Annotated in this window: 18 protein-coding genes, 1 tRNA gene and 1 pseudogene; 10 read left to right on the plus strand and 10 right to left on the minus strand. The window is 72.2% G+C overall.

Features of this window, described 5'->3' with window-relative positions:
- Positions 1-46 precede the first annotated feature (46 nt).
- From ACSJD1_RS07335 to ACSJD1_RS07375, 9 genes and pseudogenes are all read right to left on the minus strand, one after another.
- Entirely contained in the window at positions 47-1678 is a 1632-nt protein-coding gene (locus ACSJD1_RS07335) for a LuxR C-terminal-related transcriptional regulator (protein ID WP_438854669.1), read from the minus strand.
- A 100-nt stretch (positions 1679-1778) separates the two neighbouring features.
- Positions 1779-2948, minus strand: coding sequence for a flavin-containing monooxygenase (locus ACSJD1_RS07340; protein ID WP_438854670.1), 1170 nt, complete (start codon positions 2946-2948; stop codon positions 1779-1781).
- Positions 2949-3229: 281 nt separating this feature from the next.
- A pseudogene (locus tag ACSJD1_RS07345) lies at positions 3230-3361 on the minus strand (LuxR C-terminal-related transcriptional regulator); the annotation flags it as partial.
- A complete protein-coding gene (locus ACSJD1_RS07350) occupies positions 3321-3533 on the minus strand; it encodes a hypothetical protein (RefSeq protein WP_438854671.1) in 213 nt (70 codons plus the stop codon). The gene ACSJD1_RS07350 and the pseudogene ACSJD1_RS07345, both read right to left, overlap by 41 nt.
- A 139-nt stretch (positions 3534-3672) precedes the next feature.
- Entirely contained in the window at positions 3673-4362 is a 690-nt protein-coding gene (rplA, locus tag ACSJD1_RS07355) for a 50S ribosomal protein L1 (RefSeq protein ID WP_438854672.1), read from the minus strand.
- Positions 4363-4501: 139 nt separating this feature from the next.
- A complete protein-coding gene (gene rplK / locus ACSJD1_RS07360) occupies positions 4502-4930 on the minus strand; it encodes a 50S ribosomal protein L11 (RefSeq protein WP_154345526.1) in 429 nt (142 codons plus the stop codon).
- Between the two features lie 150 nt (positions 4931-5080).
- On the minus strand, positions 5081-6004 hold the full coding sequence (gene nusG, locus ACSJD1_RS07365) for a transcription termination/antitermination protein NusG (RefSeq protein ID WP_438854673.1): 924 nt from the start codon (positions 6002-6004) through the stop codon (positions 5081-5083).
- Positions 6005-6071: 67 nt separating this feature from the next.
- Positions 6072-6347 (minus strand): preprotein translocase subunit SecE, encoded by a 276-nt coding sequence (gene secE, locus ACSJD1_RS07370; RefSeq protein ID WP_438854674.1) that lies wholly within the window; start codon positions 6345-6347, stop codon positions 6072-6074.
- 41 nt (positions 6348-6388) lie between these two features.
- A tRNA-Trp gene (locus ACSJD1_RS07375) sits at positions 6389-6461 on the minus strand.
- Between the two features lie 481 nt (positions 6462-6942).
- On the opposite strand from ACSJD1_RS07375, the gene ACSJD1_RS07380 reads away from it, so the two are divergent.
- Positions 6943-8160, plus strand: a complete 1218-nt coding sequence (locus tag ACSJD1_RS07380; RefSeq protein ID WP_438854675.1) for a pyridoxal phosphate-dependent aminotransferase — start codon at positions 6943-6945, stop codon at positions 8158-8160.
- Between the two features lie 2 nt (positions 8161-8162).
- The gene (locus ACSJD1_RS07385) at positions 8163-9686 is read left to right on the plus strand and encodes a deoxyguanosinetriphosphate triphosphohydrolase family protein (protein WP_438854676.1); all 1524 of its coding nucleotides are present in this window, start codon (positions 8163-8165) and stop codon (positions 9684-9686) included.
- A 94-nt stretch (positions 9687-9780) separates the two neighbouring features.
- On the opposite strand, the gene ACSJD1_RS07390 is transcribed toward ACSJD1_RS07385, so the two are convergent.
- Positions 9781-10686 carry a LysR family transcriptional regulator ArgP gene (locus tag ACSJD1_RS07390; RefSeq protein WP_438854677.1) on the minus strand — a complete coding sequence of 302 codons (906 nt, stop codon included), beginning with the start codon at positions 10684-10686 and terminating at the stop codon, positions 9781-9783.
- A gap of 70 nt (positions 10687-10756) precedes the next feature.
- On the opposite strand from ACSJD1_RS07390, the gene ACSJD1_RS07395 reads away from it, so the two are divergent.
- The 8 genes from ACSJD1_RS07395 (at position 10757) to ACSJD1_RS07430 (ending at position 18865) form a co-directional block, all read left to right on the plus strand.
- Positions 10757-11473, plus strand: a complete 717-nt coding sequence (locus ACSJD1_RS07395; protein WP_438854678.1) for a LysE/ArgO family amino acid transporter — start codon at positions 10757-10759, stop codon at positions 11471-11473.
- A gap of 311 nt (positions 11474-11784) precedes the next feature.
- On the plus strand, positions 11785-12789 hold the full coding sequence (locus ACSJD1_RS07400) for an isopenicillin N synthase family dioxygenase (protein WP_438854679.1): 1005 nt from the start codon (positions 11785-11787) through the stop codon (positions 12787-12789).
- A 130-nt stretch (positions 12790-12919) separates the two neighbouring features.
- A complete protein-coding gene (locus ACSJD1_RS07405) occupies positions 12920-13747 on the plus strand; it encodes a YciI family protein (RefSeq protein WP_438854680.1) in 828 nt (275 codons plus the stop codon).
- Positions 13748-13839: 92 nt separating this feature from the next.
- Positions 13840-15084, plus strand: a complete 1245-nt coding sequence (locus ACSJD1_RS07410; RefSeq protein ID WP_438854681.1) for an RNA polymerase sigma factor — start codon at positions 13840-13842, stop codon at positions 15082-15084.
- Positions 15085-15207: 123 nt separating this feature from the next.
- A complete protein-coding gene (locus ACSJD1_RS07415) occupies positions 15208-16092 on the plus strand; it encodes an ABC transporter ATP-binding protein (RefSeq protein ID WP_438854682.1) in 885 nt (294 codons plus the stop codon).
- Complete coding sequence (locus tag ACSJD1_RS07420; protein ID WP_438854683.1) at positions 16089-16967, plus strand: ABC transporter permease; 879 nt, start codon at positions 16089-16091, stop codon at positions 16965-16967. Before ACSJD1_RS07415 ends, ACSJD1_RS07420 begins: the two co-directional genes overlap by 4 nt.
- 39 nt (positions 16968-17006) lie before the next feature.
- Entirely contained in the window at positions 17007-18206 is a 1200-nt protein-coding gene (locus ACSJD1_RS07425; RefSeq protein WP_438854684.1) for a sensor histidine kinase, read from the plus strand.
- A complete protein-coding gene (locus tag ACSJD1_RS07430; RefSeq protein ID WP_438854685.1) occupies positions 18203-18865 on the plus strand; it encodes a response regulator in 663 nt (220 codons plus the stop codon). Before ACSJD1_RS07425 ends, ACSJD1_RS07430 begins: the two co-directional genes overlap by 4 nt.
- The last annotated feature ends 10 nt before the right edge of the window (positions 18866-18875 follow it).

The raw sequence follows: 18875 nt of genomic DNA on the forward strand, positions 1-18875 counted from the left end.
CGCGCGCGGCACCGATGGGTCGTATTACCCATGCCGCGGCCGGCGCTCAGACGAGGTGGTGCTCGAAGGCGTACGCCGTCGCCGCGGCCCGGCTCGGGACGTCGAGCTTGGTGAAGATGTTGCTCAGGTGCCGAGCGACGGTCTTCTCGCTGAGGTGCAGTTCCGACGCGATCTCGCGGTTGGTGATCCCCCGCGTCACCAATCGCAGCACCTCGACCTCCCGACCGGTCAGCGGATGGTCTCCTCGGCCGCCTCCGCCGCGTTCCCGTACGAGCGCGGCGAGCGCCGGCTCTGCGCCGAGTTCCGCGAACGCCGCCTCGGCGAGTTCCTCCTCGAGCTCCGCGGCCTCGTCCTCGTCGAGCTCGCGGCGCGCCCGCGCCATGAGCACGCGGCTCCGCGCGACCTCGTACGGCGACCCGACCTCGACCCAGGCCTCGCGGGCGGCCCGCAGGCGCGTGAACGCACCGGCGGGGTCGCCGGCGGCGAGTCGGACCTCCCCGTCGGCGTAGGCGACGATCGCTCGCAGCATGACCGACGCGTTCCTCCGCTCCATCGCCGCCAGTTCGTCCGCTGCGGCGCGCGCGGCATCGAGGTCGCCGGCGGCCGCCTCGATGCTCACGATCGCGGGCAGCATGTGGCAACGCGTCGCGTCGTCGGCGCTCTCCGCGCTGCGTCGGATCAGGCTCTGCGCGAGCCCAGCGCGGCCCTCGTCCAGGCGGAGCAGGGCCAGCCCGGGTTCGGGGTCCCATCCCGATTCGGCGGCCTTCGCGTACCGCGCCTCGGCTTCGTCGAACGCTCCCCGCAGACGCAGCACCTCGGCCTGCTGGTAGTGCGCGCCGAACGCTGCGCCGACGTCGCCCGCGAGCAGTCGCTCCTCGGCGAGCTTCGCCGCCGTCATCGCGTCGGCCCATGCTCCGTGCAGGCGGAACAGCTCGGCGCGGTGGGCCTGGCACTGTCCGCTGAACGCCACGAGCGACGGCTGGTCGCGGCACCATCGGTCGAGGGCGCGCGTCCACTCCACCGCGCGTCGGAGTTCGAAGGTCAGGTGGCAGTATCCGATGACCGCGCAGTACACGATCCCGGATGGCACGGGACCGACCTCGCCCGCCGTGACCGAGACCATGGCCTCGTCGAACATCCGGACCCCCGTCGTCGGGTCGCCGGCCATGACGGTCGCCTGGCCGCTGCCGAGCAGGGCGAGGGCGGCCACGTCCGGATCCCGCGTGCGTTCGGCGATCTCGGCCGCCCGGCCGAACAATTCGAGCGCTCGACCCGCCTCACCCGCGTAGAGCGAGCCCAAGGCCTGCGGCACGAGTACGAATCCGGCGGCGGAACCCGGTTCGTCGAGGCGCTCGATGAGCCGCGTCGCACGCGCGAGCCAGCCCATCCCCTGCGAGGGATTGCCCGTGTTCATGCACTCGAGGCTGACCCAGACCGCGGAGTACGCCGCGCGGTCGGGGCGTCCGGCGGCGAGGTGCGCCTCGTGCGCGAGCGTGCGCAACTCGATGACGCGCTCGCTGAGGCCGACGAGGTCGGCCGCCGTGGCGAACCGGTCCAGGTCCTCTCCTGAGAGCGCGGTTCGGCCACCCTCCGTGCGGTCGAACCAGTCGACGGCATCGCTCCATCGTCGCTCCGCGTATGCGGCGCGCGCCTGTTCCAGACTCGTCGATGCGACCATCGGCCCGGCGGCTCTCACGTGCGACCGATCGGCCGTCGGGAGCCGCCCCTTCGCGAACGGTACCGCGCACCCCACCGGGCGGCAAGGCCGCCACGGGCCCTCACGCCCCCCGACCCTCATTCGCGTACGACCGCGCGCGATGGGCATCGGTGCTCGTCGCGACCGGCGTCGCGGCGATGCGCTGCGCGATCCGTCGCGCGTCGGTGCCGACGCCGATGAGCGTCCCCGAGCCCGCCGACTGCAGCAGGTGCATCCCCAGCAGGTACACGCCCGGCGCACCGACGACGGCGCCGCGCTCGTGGTGGGGGCGGCCGCCGCCCTCGAACGCGGGCAGGTGGACCCAGCCGTAGTCCTCCTCGAACCCCGTGCACCAGATGACGTTCGCGACGTCCAGGGCGACCCCGTCGACGACGGGGCGGCCGCCCTCGATCCCGGTGGTCCGCGGCACGATCCGCACACCGGCGGCTGCGAGTTCGCGGCGGCGCACCCGGACGAGCGGTTCAGCGCGGCCGTGCTCGCGCGCGAGGATGCGTCGCCCGAGCGATCGGTCGGCCGTCGCGATGTGCAGGCCGACGAAGCGGACGACCGGGAATCCGAATCGTGCAGCGGCACGTCCGTGGCGGAACGGCAGCTCCCCGCTCGGACGACCCGAGATCCAGGTCTCGCGCGCCCTCGAGACGTCGAGCGCGATCTCCGACGCCGAGTTGCCGAAGCCGACGACGAGGACGCGGCCCTGGGCGAGCTGCCCGGGATTGCGGTATGCATCGGAATGCAGGCTCACGATGCGAGCGGCGAGCCCGCCGGCGAAGGTCGGCACGCGCGGCACCTGCTGGGCGCCGGTCGCGATCACGACGTTCGACGCTGCGAATCGCCGACCGTCCGCCGTCGTCAGGACGTACCGGTCGTCGATCGCATCGAGCCCGGCGACCCGGGCACCGCCGACGACCGGGAGGGCCCGGGCAGCGGCGTACCGCTCGAGGTAGTCGGCGAACTGGTCCTTCGTGGGGAAGGCGTACGGGTCGTCGCCGAGTGCCATTCCCGGCAGCGCGTCGTACTTGGCCGGCGTGTTGAGCCGGAGCGAGTCCCAGCGCCGCCGCCACGCCTGACCGACCCGATCGTGCGCGTCCAGGACCACGTGATCGCGATCCCGGGCCGCGAGTGCGGAACTGATCGTGAGACCGGCCTGACCGCCGCCCACGACGACCGTGTCGTGCTCCTCGAGCCCGCTCGCCAGGTCTGCTGCCCGACGAGGCGTGTCCTCGGCATCCATGATGGCCCCCGTCTCCGGATCCGGCTCGGAGCCGGACCCTCGGCATCACGGTACGGACGGGCGGGCCTCCACCGCGTCGGCCGGATCACCCATCCGGTGCGTCGGAGCATGGACAGAACGATGCACTGGAGCGGGCCGGCCGCGCCGGACCGCACCGGATGCGGTGCGGACGATCCCGGGGAAGCGGAGGGACCGGCAGGTCGGACGAGCCCGTGCTCGTACGCGTACGCCGTCGCCGCTGAGCGCGACGAGAGGCCCGGCTTGCCGAAGATGTTGCTGCGGTGCCGCGCGACGGTCTTCTCGCTGAGCGAGAGACGCTCGGCGATCCCGCGGCTCGTCAGTCCGGTCGAGACGAGCCGGAGCACCTCGACCTCACGGTCCGTGAGCACACCGGCACGCGCGCGACGCGACATCCACCGCCAGCGGCGGCTCACCGCGCAGGAGGGCGGCCGTCGAGAGCAGTTCGAGGTCGGATGCCCCGAACCCACCGGCCGCGTCGGCACGACCGAGGTACTCGACCGCGTCAGCCCAACGTCGATCGGCCGCCGCGGCGCGACCGGCATCCAGCGAGCTCGGCGAGGTCATCTCCGCTCCCCGGCGGCCCGCCGGGCTGCCCCCGGAACCCTCGGCCGTCGTGGCGGAACGTACCGCCGTGCGCGCCGCCCCCGCAACGGCGAAGGGCCCGCCGGCGAACCGGCGAGCCCTTCGTGACGAGTCAGGAGACTCAGATGGCGTTGACGTCCAGCGGGATGCCGGGGCCGAACGTGGTCGACACGGCGCCCTTCTGGATGTAGCGGCCCTTGGCGCTCGACGGCTTGAGGCGCACGACCTCCTCGAGCGCAGCGCTGATGTTCTCGTTCAGCTGCTCCTGCGTGAACGAGGCCTTGCCGACGACGAAGTGCACGTTCGCGTGCTTGTCGACGCGGAACTCGATCTTTCCGCCCTTGATGTCCTCGACGGCCTTGGCCGGGTTCGGGGTCACGGTGCCGGTCTTGGGGTTCGGCATGAGGCCGCGCGGGCCGAGGACCTTGCCGAGACGGCCGACCTGGCCCATGAGCTCGGGGGTGGCGACGGCCGCGTCGAACGCGGTGTAGCCGCCGGAGACCTTCTCGATGAGCTCGGCGCCGCCGACCTCGTCGGCGCCCGCGGCGATCGCGGCCTCGGCCGCGGGGCCGGTCGCGAAGACGATGACGCGGGCGGTCTTGCCGGTGCCGTGCGGGAGGATGACGGTGCCGCGCACCATCTGGTCGGCCTTACGGGGGTCCACGCCGAGCTTCAGCGCGACCTCGACGGTCGAGTCGAACTTCGCCGAGCCGGTCGCCTTCGCGAGCGCGACGGCGTCGGTCGGGGTGTAGTACTTGCCGGCCTCGATCTTCTCGGCCGCGGCCCGGTAGGCCTTGGACTTCTGTGCCATGTTGGTTCTCCTAGCGAGAGTGTGGTCATCGCGCCTGGCGGGCGCTGCCACGAATGAGAGTTCTGGTGCACGGATGCCGCGTGGCATCCGTCACGGCCGTGCCCGGTGCGCGCAGCGACGGGGCGAGCCGTGGGAAGGCCTATTCGACCGTGATTCCCATCGAGCGGGCGGTGCCGGCGATGATCTTCGACGCGGCGTCGAGGTCGTTGGCGTTGAGGTCGGCCATCTTCGTCTCGGCGATCTCGCGAACCTGGGCGGGCGTGATCTTGCCGACCTTGGTGGTGTGCGGGACGCCCGAGCCCTTGGCGACGCCGGCGGCCTTCTTGATGAGCTCGGCGGCGGGCGGGGTCTTCAGGATGAAGGTGAACGAGCGGTCCTCGTAGACCGTGATCTCGACGGGGATGACGTTGCCCCGCTGAGCCTCGGTGGCCGCGTTGTAGGCCTTGCAGAACTCCATGATGTTCACGCCGTGCTGACCCAGGGCCGGGCCGATGGGCGGGGCCGGGTTGGCGGCGCCGGCCTTGATCTGAAGCTTGATCAGACCAGTGACCTTCTTCTTCGGTGCCATGATTTCTCTCTTTCTGTTCGAACGCCCCGAGCGGGGCACTCTCCCGCGATCCCGGCGGTTCCGGTCGCGGTGGCCTGTTGTGCGTGTGTCCTGGACGCAGCACAACCCTCCGATGATACCGGAGGGTTGCTGCGGGGGCCCTGAGAGCCCCTAGAGCTTGGTGACCTGGTCGAAGCTGAGCTCGACCGGGGTCTCGCGCTCGAAGAGCGAGACGAGGACCGTGAGCTTGCCGCTCTCGGGCTTGATCTCGCTGATCGTGCCGGGAAGGCCCGCGAACGAGCCGTCCTTGATGGTGATCGTCTCGCCGATCTCGAAGTCGACCTCGGCGGGGATCTGGCGTGCGGCGCCGCCCGCTGCGGCGCCCTTCGCACCCTTGGCGGGCGCGACGTCCTTGATGTCGACGAGGCTCTTCAGCATGTTGAAGGCCTCCTCGAAGCGGAGGGGCGTCGGGTTGTGGGCATTGCCCACGAAGCCCGTGACGCCGGGAGTGTGGCGGATGACCGACCAGCTCTCCTCGTTGAGCTCCATGCGGACCAGCACGTAGCCGGGCACGCGGACGCGCGTGACCATCTTGCGCTGGCCGTTCTTGATCTCGACGACATCCTCCATCGGCACCTCGACCTGGTGGATGTAGTCGGCCATCGCCATGGTCTCGCGGCGCTGCTCGACGTTCGCCTTCACGCGACGCTCGAAGCCGGCGTAGGAATGCACGACGTACCACTTGCCCGGGAGGAAGCGCAGCTCGTTGCGGAACGCCTCGTACGGGTCGTGGTCCTCGTCCTCCTCGGTGACGGCGTCGAACGCCGCCTCGGCCTCGTCGGCGGAGTCGATCTCGAGGGCGTCGTCGACGACCGCGTCGGCCTCGGGATCGGTCGCCTCGGCGATCGCGTCGAGGACGGCGTCGAGGTCGACGTCATTGCCCTCGTCGTCGACGACGTGCACGGCGCGGTGCTCGGCCGGCTCCGCCGAATCCTCATCGCGCTCGAGCGAGTTGCCCTCCTGCGCCTCGTCCTCTTCGGAGGACTGCTCGGCGGCGGTCGCCCAGTCGACGTCCTGTCGCTCGTTCTTCGACACTTCCTCAATCCTTCTTTCTGCCGTGCCACCGGGTGACCGGCGGGCAGGTGTCGGGCCGACGGCCCGATCAGACCCCCGGCGTTCCGAAGACGTACAGGACCAGCCATCCGAAGACCTGGTCGAGCCCCCAGACGATCGCCATCATGATGGCCACGAAGACCAGCACCACCGCGGTGAAGCTCGCAAGCTCCTTGCGCGTCGGCGTGACGACCTTCCTCAGCTCGCCGATGACCTGTCGGATGAACAGGGCGATCCGGGCGAAGGGGTTGCGCCGCGCCGCGCTCTCGCGCTTGGCGTTGGCGACGACATCCTCGCTGGGTTCGTCGAGTACTTTCCGAGCCACCTCGTACACCTTTCATGGGTCGGCCATCGCCGGCCGACTCGCAGGGCGGACAGGACTCGAACCTGCAACCTGCGGTTTTGGAGACCGCTGCTCTACCAATTGAGCCACCGCCCTAGGGACCCGGTCCACCGGATCACCTCGGGTCGAAGCCGCTTCGATCCACGTTCGCGACGGGCTGTTCACCTGCCTCGAAGGCGCGTTTGATCTTGGCTGACTTCAACAACCTCACCAAGTGTATGCGACGTGGGAAGGTGCGCCAAACCGTGGGCCGGCTACGGCCGACGCGGGGCGAGGACACGGGACGTACGTCCCGCGCGCCCGCTCGGCGATCGGCGTATCGTGATGGGTGTGAGCCGCTCCGGCGGCGCACGCAGGTTTCGGGGAGCGCGCCTGTGGGGGCAGGCGCCGGACGCCGCGGCTCGGGGGAACACCGCCGCGGCGTCCCTCTCGCCCCGACCCATCCCGGAGCATGCGCGTCGACCGCCCCGCTTCGCGCCGGGACGATCGGCGCGCACCGGACGATCCGTCCGGACGAGCGTCCGCGAGCGGGCGGTCGCCCGCTGACGCGCGAGCGCCCGCGCCGTAGGCTGGGATCGTGACCGATCAGCGCCGTCTCTCCGCCCGCATCTCCGCCATCGCCGAGTCCGCGACCCTCAAGGTCGACGCCAAGGCCAAGGCCCTCCAGGCCGAGGGGCGGCCCGTGATCTCCTATGCCGCGGGCGAGCCCGACTTCCCGACGCCCGCGCACATCGTCGAGGCCGCGCTCGAGGCGGTGCGCGACCCGCGGAACCACCGCTACACGCCGGCGGCGGGCCTGCCCGACCTGCGCGAGGCGATCGCGGCGAAGACCCGGCGCGACTCCGGCCTCGCTGCAGGCGCGAACCAGGTCGTGGTCACCAACGGCGGCAAGCAGGCCGTCTACCAGGCCTTCCAGGTGCTGCTCGACGACGGTGACGAGGTCCTCGTGCCCACGCCGTACTGGACCACGTATCCCGAGGCGATCAAGCTGGCGGGCGGTCGCCAGGTCGACGTCTTCGCCGGATCGGAGCAGGGCTACCTCGTCACGGTCGAGCAGCTCGAGGCGGCCCGCACCGAGCGAACGCGGGCGCTGCTGTTCGTGTCGCCGTCGAACCCGACCGGCGCGGTGTACCCGCCCGAGCAGGTGAAGGCCATCGGCGAGTGGGCCCTCGAGCACGGCATCTGGGTCGTGACCGACGAGATCTACCAGAACCTCACCTACGCGGAGGACCCGGAGGCCGCCCCGCCCCGCGCGATCTCGATCGTCGAAGCCGTCCCGGGGCTCGCCGAGCAGGCGATCCTCGTGAACGGCGTCGCGAAGACCTACGCGATGACCGGATGGCGCCTCGGCTGGATGGTCGGACCCGCCGACGTCATGAAGGGCGCCGCGAACCTGCAGTCGCACCTCACGTCGAACGTGTCGAACATCTCGCAGCGCGCCGCGATCGCGGCCCTCACCGGGCCCCAGGAACCCGTCGAGGAGATGCGCCGCGCGTTCGACCGGCGTCGCCGCACGATCGTCGCCGAGCTGTCGAAGATCGACGGGATGACGGTGCCCGTGCCCGAGGGCGCGTTCTACGTCTACCCCGACGTCACGGGCCTCCTCGGCCGCGAGTGGGCCGGCGCGACGCCCACCACGTCGCTCGAGCTGGCCGACCTCATGCTCGAGAAGGCGGAGGTCGCGGCAGTGCCCGGCGAGGCGTTCGGTCCGAGCGGCTTCCTGCGCTTCAGCTACGCGCTCGGCGACGCACCCCTCCTCGAGGGCGTGCAGCGGCTCCAGGAGCTCTTCTCCTGACCGTGATCCCGCCGATGGATCGCGCCGCGCGGCGCACGCCCGAACCGAGGAGCAGCGCAGACGTCGTCGGCGAGCACTCGCAGTTCCGCCTGGACCTCGAGCGGGTGCGCTTCTCGCCCTACTTCTCGCGCCTGTCGGCCGTGACGCAGGTCATCGGCCAGCCGGGTGCCGGCCCGCTCATCCACAACCGGCTCACCCACTCGATCAAGGTGACGGCCGTCGCGCGCGCGATCGCGGTGAAGCTGACGGATGCCTCGTCGCCGACGCGCGACTTCGCGCTCGCGCACGGCTGCGACGCCGTGGTCGTGCAGGCGGCCGCGTCCGCGCACGACCTGGGGCACCCGCCGTTCGGGCACCTCGGCGAACGCGTGCTCGACCGGCTCGCCCGCGACACGCTGGGCCTCCCCGACGGGTTCGAGGGCAACGCCCAGACCTACCGGATCCTGACGACGCTCGATGTGAGCGAGGTCGCGCAGCGCGGGCTCAACCTCACTGCCGCCGTGCGGAGCGCCGTGGCGAAGTACCCCTGGACCCGCCACGTCGACGTCTCGGCGCTCGGCGACGGGCCCCTGCCACGCGGCATCCGTCGTACCGACCGCGGCATCGACGTGCTGAAGTTCTCGGCCTACGGGATCGACGCGGCCGACCTGTTCGGGGCGCGCGACGGGCATCCGCCGCTCCGTCAGTCGCTCGAGTGCTCGATCATGGACCTCGCCGACGACATCGCCTACTCGATCCACGATGTCGACGACTTCCACCGCGCGGGCCTGCTCGGCCAGGGCGCCGTGGCGCGCGAGTTCCGCGGCTGGATCGAGTCGGGCCTGCAGCTGCGCGACCTCGACGACGAGGAGCTCGCCCGGCGCAGCGCGCCGCCCGGCAGCGCCCTCGAGGCGCTGCGCCGGAAGATGCACGCGACCGACCCGTGGATCGCGGGCGACGAGGCGTTCCGCGCCGCGGTCGGGGTGGTCGCCGACGACCTCGTCGACGGGCTCCTGGCGAGCCCGTTCGACGGTTCGATCGCGGCCGAGCGGGCGCTGTCGTCGTTCACGAACCGGTGGATCGACCACCTCCAGTCGTCGGTCGTGCCGGCGCCCGAGGGCGTGGTGCGGGCCGGGCTCGTGACCCTCGACGAGCGCGCCTGGCACGAGGTCGAGATCCTGAAGTTCGTGCACCGGCACTTCATCCTCGACCGCTCCGACATCGTGATGTACCAACGCGGTCTCAGCCGCGTGATCACGCGCGCCGTGAAGGGCCTCACGGCGTGGTTGCGCGACGAGGATGATCGGGATCGCGTGCCCCAGCGGCTCCGCGAGCTCGTCGAGATCGCGACGGACGGGTATGCGCAGCTGCGCACCGCCCGACCCGAGGGCGTGCCGGTTCCCGAGGCGTCCGAAGTGCGCGACCTGGGTGTGGGGCGGGGCGTCGTCGACTACGTGGCGTCGCTCTCCGACGACCAGGCGCTGGCGGTGTCCGAGGCGATCGACGGGCGCCCCGACCGACTGTGGGACATCGGGCAGAACCTCTGATCAGCGGTCGGAACGGGCCGGTGCGCGACCCTCTGCCGCCTCGACCGGTGACGGGTGACCGGGCGAGGCGGTCACGAGTGACCGGCTCGTCCGGTCACAGGGCCGCCGCCGGCTCGAGCGCGCGTCGAGCGTCGCGGATCAGGCCGTCGGCGATCGCCTCGAGGAGCGGCGATCCGAGGTTCCACTGCTGCCAGTGCAGCGGCACGTCGACGGGCGGTCCGCCGAGTGCGACGAGCCGGCCGTCGACGAGTTCGGCATCGGACTGGAAGCCGGGTAGGAGCCCCCAGCCGAGCCCGAGCTTGATCGCGGTCGCGAAGTCGTTCGACGCGGGCACGAAGTGACGCGGCGGGTCGCCGGCGTCGGCCCCGATGAGCCGCAGGTACTCGCCCTGCAGGTCGTCGCGCCGATCGAAGTCGACTCGCGGCGCCACGGCGAGGGAGGCGGCATCCGCCCCGTCCGGACACCAGCGCGCGACCCAGTCCGGCGTCGCGACGGCGGTGTAGCGCATGATGCCGAGCGGGCGCACGAGGCATCCGGCCACCGGCGTCGACTGCGAGGTCACGGCGCCCATGACGGTGCCCGACTCGAGGAGGCCCGCCGTGAAGTCCTGGTCGTCGCGGTGCAGGTCGAAGACGACCGCGTGCGCTTCCGCGATGCGCGCGAGCGCGGGCAGGAACCAGGTGGCGAGCGAGTCGGCGTTGACGGCCAGCGGCACGGTCGTGGGGCGAGCGGATGCCGCGTCGTCGCCGCCGAAGGCGGCCAGCGCGTCGTGCTCGAGCAGCGCGAGCTGTCGCGCGAGTCGCACCACGGCGGCGCCGGCCTCGGTCGGGCGCACGGGCTTCGTGCGCACGACGAGCACGCGCCCGAGGCGCTGCTCGAGCTGCTTGACGCGCTGCGAGACCGCCGAGGGCGTGACGCGCAGCTCGGCCGCGGCCGCCTCGAACGTGCCGCCGTCGACCACCGCCGCGAGCGTGCGAGCGAGATCGAGTGGGATCTGCATGAAGAGATGCTAATGCCCATGAAGAATCCTGAGCTGGCTTTCACCATCTGATCGGCCTAGCTTCGAGGGCGTGGAACTCTCCGTGCTCGCCGCCGGCCTCGGCCTCGGCTTCTCGCTCATCGTCGCGATCGGCGCGCAGAACGTGTTCGTGCTGCGTCAGGGCATCCGTCGCGAGCACGTGTTCGTCGTCGCCGCGATCTGCACGGTCTCCGACGCACTGCTCATCGTCGCCGGCGTCGGCGGCATGGGCGCCATGCTGCAGGCGATGCCGTGGCTCGTGGGCGTCGCCCGATGGGCCGGGGCGATCTTCCTGGTCGGGTACGCCGTCCTGGCGGCGCGGCGAGCGCTGCGCGGTACCGACGAGGGACTCACGGTGGTCGAGGACGGGTCCGGCGTGATCGCCGACTCCCGGGCCGGTTCCGTGGACGGCGACGGCCCCCCGCCCGGCGGCCGACCCGCAACGACGGCGACCGCGTCCACGATCCGACCCGCGCGCACCGCGCTGCTCCCCGTGGTCCTCACCTGCCTCGCGCTCACCTGGCTGAACCCGCACGTCTACCTCGACACCGTCGTGCTGCTCGGCTCGGTCGGCGCCACGCACGGCGATGCCCGATGGACCTTCGCCCTCGGCGCCGCGATCGCGAGCGCCGTGTGGTTCTTCGGCCTCGCGTACGGCGCGCGCCTCCTCGGCCGCGTGCTCGCGAGCCCGCGCGCATGGCGCGTGCTCGACGGCATCATCGCGGTCGTGATGCTCGCGATCGCCGTCTCGCTCGTGCTCCCGGCCTGAACGGGGGATTGCGGTGCTCGGCCCCACCCGTGCTAGCGTGTCGGCCATCGTGAGCTCCAACACCTGTCGCTGCTGTCGCCGCTAGGCGATCGTCCTCCCCGACGATCCCAGGGCGCGATTCCTCACGCGCCGCCGACCGCAGCCCAGCTCACGCCGCATCCGACGCGTCCGCGTCAGCCCACCGGCATCCGTCTCGAAGCACCCTCGACCACGAGGGGCAGCCCGAACCGGATGCCACGGGCCGACGTCGAAGGATGCCGGGGCCGCATCGTCGGCGCACCACCCTCCCGGCACCTCGAAAGGACCAGCACATGTCCGGCATCCCCGTCCTCGACCTCTCCCTCCTCAACGGCACCCCCGATCAGCAGGCGGCCTTCCGCGACGACCTCCGCCGCGCGACCCACGAGGTCGGCTTCTTCTCGCTCGTCGGCCACGGCGTGCCGGCCGAGCTCATCGATCGCGCCTACGAGGTCGCCCGCGCCTTCTTCGCGCTTCCCGAGTCGCACAAGCTCGCGATCGAGAACGTGAAGAGCCCGCACTTCCGCGGCTACACCCGGATGGGCGGCGAGCGCACGCTCGGCCGCGTCGACATCCGCGAGCAGATCGACATCGGCGCCGAGCGGCCCGCCGTTCCCGTCGGCCCCGACACCCCCGACTACCAGGTGCTGCAGGGACCGAACCTGTGGCCCGACGCGCTCCCGGAGCTGCGCGAGGTCGCCGAGGAGTGGATCCGCCGCCTCGACGAGGTCGGCACGCGACTGCTCCGTGCCTGGGCCGAGGCGCTCGGCGCGCCATCCGACATCTTCGATGCCGCCTTCGCGACGCCGTCGCCGTACATGAAGGTCGTGCGCTACCCCGGCGTCGAGGCCGAGCAGCCCGCGCAGGGCGTCGGTGCGCACAAGGACCTCGGGGTGCTCACGCTGCTCTCCGTGGAGGAGGGCAAGGCGGGCCTCCAGGTCGAGAAGGACGGCGAGTGGATCGACGTCACGCCCCCGGCCGGCTCGTTCGTCGTCAACATCGGCGAGCTCCTCGAGATCGCCACCGGCGGCTACCTCAAGGCGACGCTGCATCGCGTCGTCTCCCCCGAGCCCGGCACCGAGCGCATCTCCATCCCCTACTTCCACGGTCCGTCGCTCGACGCGACGATCCCGACGATCGAGCTGCCGCCGGCGCTCGCCGCCGAGGCGCCCGGCGTCACGGACGACCCCGCGAACCCGCTGCACGCGGTCTTCGGCGAGAACTGGCTGAAGAGCCGCCTGCGCGCGCACCCCAACGTGGTCGAGGCGCAGCACCCGCGCCTGCTCGTCGGCGCCTGAGCCCCGCGGGTGTCCACCGGATGTCGTCGGCACGACGTCGCCCTCTCAGGAATCGGACACTCGACGTGTCGAAACCGGGTTCCGCCGTTCGTCGTACGTGCGTAGCGTGACCGAGAGAAGGGATTCCGTCATGGAGTACGCACTGTTCTACGCCGAGGGCACCGACGCACTGCCCTACGTGCCCGCCGACGACAACGTCGGCGAATGGGTGGACGACGTCGAGGCGCGCGGCGTCTCCGAGTACGGCGAGCGGCTGCGACCCGAGCAGGATGCCACGACCGTGCGCGTGCGCGGCGGCGAGGTGCTCGTGGTCGACGGGCCGTTCACCGAGTCGAAGGAGTCGATCGGCGGCTTCGACGTCATCGACGCCCGCGATCTCGACGAGGCGATCGAGATCGCGTCGAAGCACCCGGTGGCCTCGTTCGGCCGCGTCGAGATCCGCCCGTTCATGCAGTGGCCCGACGCCGACCCCGACGGCCGGATCGTGCCGGCGGGCTTCGCCGACGAGGCGCCGCGCGGGCGGCGCTACCTCATGCTCGTGGTCGTCGAGCCGGGCGGCGAGCGCGGGGACGACGGCGACGACGGGGGCGTCGACCCCTGGGTGGACGAGATGGACGGCCGCGGCGTGCGACGCTTCGGCCAGGTGCTGCGCCCGCCGGCGGATGCCACGTTCGTGCGCCGTCGCCACGGCGAGGTGCTCGTGACCGACGGCGGCTTCGCCGAGGCGAAGGAGTGGGTCGCCGGCTTCGACCTGATCGAGGTGCAGGGCGGTCTCGCGGAGGCCATCGAGGTGGCGTCGAAGCATCCGATGGCGCGTGGCGGGGCGATCGAGCTGCGGCCGCTGTGGCCGTTCGACGTGCACGAGGACTCGCGCGAGCGTGAGGCGCGCGAGCGCGCCGACCGGTTCGTGCGCCTCGAGCCGCCGGCCGCCGAGGCCCTCGCGGGGGTCGCGCGCTGACGGGTCGGGCGGCCGGCTCGCCGGATCACGGCGCCACGGGCGCAGGCGGGCCGGACCCGCTCGCGCCCGAGGTCGCCGCGGCGCTGCGCGACGTGTACGCGAGCGAATGGGCGCGCGTGGTCGCGACGCTGATCCGCGTCACGGGCGACTGGGACGTCGCGGAGGACGCCGCCGCCGGCGCGTTCGCGCGCGCCGTCGAGACCTGGCCGCGCGACGGCCTCCCCCGCAACCCGGGCGCGTGGCTCACGACCGCGGCACGCAACCTCGCGCTCGACCGGCTCCGCCGACGCGGCGTCGAGGCCGACAAGGTCAGGGAGTGGATCGCGATGGAGGAGTTCTCCGGACGCGCGGACGGACCGGTCGACCCGGCCGACCTCGCGGGCGACGCCCTCTCCGGCGAGCCGGAATGGGACGACCGGCTGCGGCTCGTCTTCACGTGCGCGCACCCCGCGCTGCCGATGGAATCGCGCGTCGCACTCACGCTGCGCACCGTCGGCGGGCTCGACACCGCCGAGATCGCCCGCGCGTTCCACGTGCCGGAGCCGACCATGGGCCAGCGCATCTCGCGCGCGAAGCGAAAGATCCGGCACGCCGGCATCCCGTACCGCGTGCCGACCGCCGATCTGCTGCCCGAGCGGCTCGACGGCGTGCTCGCCGTGCTCTACCTCATCGCGAACGAGGGATACCTCGCCTCGCACGGCGACGACCTGCAACGCCTCGACCTGGCCGTGGAGGCCATCCGGCTCACCCGGCTCGTCGTCGCCCTCATGCCCGGGGCCGACGAGGCCCGCGCACTGCTCGCGATGATGCTCCTGCAGCATGCGCGGTCGGCGGCTCGCGTCGACGAGCACGGCGACCTCGTGCCGCTGGCCGAACAGGATCGCTCCACCTGGGACCGCGCCGAGATCGCCGAGGGCCTCGCCGTGCTCGGTACGCCGACGGATGGCTCGGTGCCCGGGCCGTACCGCCTGCAGGCCGAGCTCCAGGCGGCGCACGCCCGCGCCCGCACGCCCGACGAGACGGACTGGCCCGCCATCGTGGCCCTCTACGACGCCCTCGCGATGCTCGCCGACTCGCCGTTCGTCGCCCTGAACCGGGCGATCGCGCGCGGGATGGCGTTCGGGCCCCAGGCGGGTCTCGACGACCTCGCGCTGCTCGAGGCATCCGGCCGGCTCGACGGCTATCACCTGCTGCCCGCCGCCCAGGCCGACCTGCTGAGCCGGCAGGGCCGGACGGATGCCGCGGCCGCCCGCTACCGCGAGGCGATCGCGCTCGCGCGCACTGCGCCCGAGCGTCGCTTCCTCGAGCGGCGCCTCGCCGAACTCGCGTCCTCCTGACTCCACCGGGACCGATCCGGAAGTGCGAGCGCGGTGAGGTCCGTGGCATCCACCGATCGGTGGATGGCGGAATCGACCGCTCCACGGCTTCCGGTCGGCCCCGTCGAAGAGGAGGCTCGAGGTATGGACACCTCCCCAGCAGTCAGCATCCGCGGGCTCCGCAAGCAGTACGGCGACGTCGCCGCGGTCGACGGCATCGACCTCGAGATCGCCCGCGGCGAGACGTTCGCGCTCCTCGGGCCGAACGGCGCGGGCAAGTCGACCACGATCGAGATCCTCGAGGGCTACCGCCTGCGCACCGGCGGCGACGCGAGCGTGCTCGGCGTCGACCCCGCGCGCGGCGACCTCGAGTGGAAGTCGCGCATCGGCATCGTGCTCCAGTCGGGCACCGAGAGCGGCGCGATGACCGTGCGGGAGCAGCTCGCCCACTTCGCCGGACTCTATCGGCACCCCCGCGACGTCGACGAGGTGATCGCCGCGGTCGGGCTCGACGAGAAGGCGCGCACGCGCATCGCGAAGCTCTCGGGCGGACAGCGCCGACGCCTCGACGTCGCCCTCGGCATCATCGGCCGGCCCGAGCTGCTGTTCCTCGACGAGCCCACGACGGGCTTCGACCCCGAGGCCCGACGCGAGTTCTGGGACCTGATCCGCTCGCTGAAGCGCGAGGGGACGACCATCCTGCTCACGACCCACTACCTCGACGAGGCCGCACAGCTCGGCGACCGGGCCGGCATCATCATCGGCGGCAAGCTGGTCGACGTCGGCCCGGTGCACGAGCTGGGCGGCGCCGAGGCGCGCGTACCCATCGTCCGCTGGCGCGACCGCGACGGTGCCGCGCGCGAGATCCGCACCGAACGACCGGCGGAGATCGTGGCATCCGTCGCCCGCGACCTGGGCACCGAGCCCGCCGAACTCGAGGTCATCCGTCCGAGCCTCGAGGACATCTACCTGGAACTGGTCCGCGCCGCCGGCGCCGAGACCCGCGAGACCGAGGAGGCCCGAGCATGAGCGCCACCGACCTGAGCTCCACCGACCCCAGCACGAAGGTCGGCTCGGCGGCCGGCATCCGTCGCCCCGGGCGCCTCGCCGTCGGCGCCTCCCGCATCGGCTACGAGGTGAAGAGCTACTTCCGCTCGCCCGACGCCGTGTTCTTCACCTTCCTCTTCCCATTCATCATGCTCGGCATCTTCACCGCCGCGTTCAGCTCGGCGGGCGACATCCAGCCCGGCCCGGGCACCGAGGGGATCTCGGTCGGCGCCTACTACCTGCCGGGGCTGCTCGCCGCCGGCATGCTGCTCTCGGGCGTCCAGAACCTCGCGATCGACATCGCGATCGAGAAGAGCGACGGCACGCTGAAGCGCCTCGGCGGGACACCGCTCTCGCCGGTGTCGTACTTCATCGGCAAGATCGGGCAGGTGTTCGTCACCGGCGTGCTGCAGGCCGCCCTGCTGCTCGTGGCCGCCGCGACGATCTTCGGCATCGCGCTGCCCACCGAGCCCGAGAAGTGGGTGACCTTCGCCTGGGTGTTCGTGCTGGGCGTCGGGACCTCGGCCCTGCTCGGCATCGCGCTCTCGTCGGTGCCGCGGTCGGGCAAGTCGGCGGCCGCGGTCGTCATCCCGATCCTGCTCGTGCTGCAGTTCATCTCGGGCGTCTACCTGCAGTTCTACCAACTGCCCGAGTGGATGCAGAACGTCGCGAGCCTGTTCCCGCTGAAGTGGATGGCGCAGGGCATGCGTGCCGTGTTCCTGCCCGAGGACTTCGCGGTGCTCGAGCAGAACGAGGCGTGGGACCTCGGCTGGGTCGCCGTCGCGCTCCTCGCCTGGCTCGTGATCGGCCTCGTCCTCAGCCGCCTCACGTTCCGGTGGATCCGGCGCGACGCGTGAGCACTGCGCGGCACGCGAGCCCTGTGGGAGCCTGAGTCCATGCAGAACGTGCGGTGGTGGGATGCCGCGGCCGTCGCGGTCGCGGTCGTGATCGCCGCGATCTCACTGCTCGACCCGCCGTTCGGCGCCGACGACGTCGGTGTCTGGGCGGTCGCGGGGGCGTTCCTCCTCATCCACCTGATCTGGGGTCGCCGTTGCGTGCCGGTCGCGACGACCCGCACGCATCTGGCGATCTCGATCGCCTACGCCGTGCTCCTCGCGGTCGGCACGGCGATCGAGCCGTCGTTCGCGATCCTCCAGGCGTTCCTGTACCCGTTCGTCTGGTCGACCTCGCCGACCACCCGCAGTGCGATCGTCGCGAACCTCGCCATCGCCGTCGCCATCGTGCTCGGCTACGCGGTGCGGGAGTGGCCGGCCGGCCTCGTGGTCGGCACCGCGGTCGCCGCGCTGTCGGTCGGGTTCAGCATCGCGCTCGGCCTCTGGATCACCCGGATCGCGCAGTTCGGCGAGGAGCGGGCCCGCCTGCTCGAGGAACTGCAGGCCGCGCAGGGGCAGCTCGCGGCGATGCACCGCGACGCGGGCGTCGCCGACGAACGGGCTCGGCTCGCGCGCGAGATCCACGACACGATCGCGCAGAGCCTCACGGGCATGGTCATGGTCGCGCAGCGCACCGGACGACGTCTGGCCGCGGTCGAGGGCGCAGACGCGGCATCCGCTCGTCGTGACGTCGAACTCATGGAGCAGATGGCGCGCGACGCGCTCACCGAGGCGCGCGGGCTCGTCGCGTCGCTCGCGCCGGTCGATCCCGAGGCCGGGCTCGGCGAGGCGCTGCGTCGGCTCGCGAACTCGTTCGAACGCGAGACCGGCGTGCGAGTGACGGTGCGGGCGGATGCCTCGGGGCTCGACCGCGAACTCGAGGTCGTGCTGCTGCGCAGCGCGCAGGAGGCGCTCGCGAACGTGCGCAAGCACGCGAACGCGAGCGCGGCCGAGATCGTGGTCACGGCGGCCGGGACGCCGCCGGAGATCGTGCTCGCGGTGCGCGACGACGGCGTCGGACCCGGCGATGCCGCCCCGGGAGAGAACGGCTTCGGGCTCGCCGGCATGCGCGACCGCGTGGCGCTCGTGGGCGGGCGCCTCGAGTTCGCACCCGGCCGCGACGGAGGGACCGTGCTGCGCGTGGTCGTCCCGGCGACCCGCGACGACGCACGACGCGACGAGCCGACGGGAGCGGAGGCATGAGCGCCGGTGCGAGCGAACCGATCCGCGTCGTCGTCGCCGACGACCACCCCATCGTCCGGGCGGGCATCGTCGGGCTCCTCGAATCCGAGCCGGGGATCGAGGTCGTCGGCGAGGCCGTCGACGGCGCCGAGGCCGTCGCCCTCGCGACCGAGCTGCGGCCCGACCTCGTGCTGATGGACCTCCGGATGCCCGTGCTCGACGGCGCCGCCGCGACCGAGCGCATCCTGGCCTCCGCCGACGCCGCCGTCACGCGCGTGCTCGTGCTGACGACCTACGAGACCGACGACCACATCCTCGCCGCGATCGAGGCGGGTGCGAGCGGGTACCTGCTGAAGGCTGCGCCGCAGGAGGAGATCCTCGCCGGCATCCGCTCGGTCGCCGCGGGCGAGACCGTGCTCGCACCGTCGATCGCGGCGAAGCTCGTCGCGCGCGTGCGCTCGGGGGCGGCGGCGACCGCGGCACCGGGCCCCACGCTCTCGCCGCGCGAGCTCGAGGTGCTCCGCCTCGTCGCCGGGGGCCGATCGAATCCCGAGATCGGGCGGGCGCTGCACATCGGCGAGGCCACCGTGAAGACGCACCTCATCCACGTCTTCGAGAAGCTCGAGGTGAGCGACCGCACGCGTGCGGTGACCCGGGCCATGGAACTCGGGCTGCTCTGATGCCGGGACG

The organism is Agromyces excoecariae, assembly GCF_051715505.1.
Taxonomy (GTDB): Bacteria; Actinomycetota; Actinomycetes; order Actinomycetales; family Microbacteriaceae; genus Agromyces.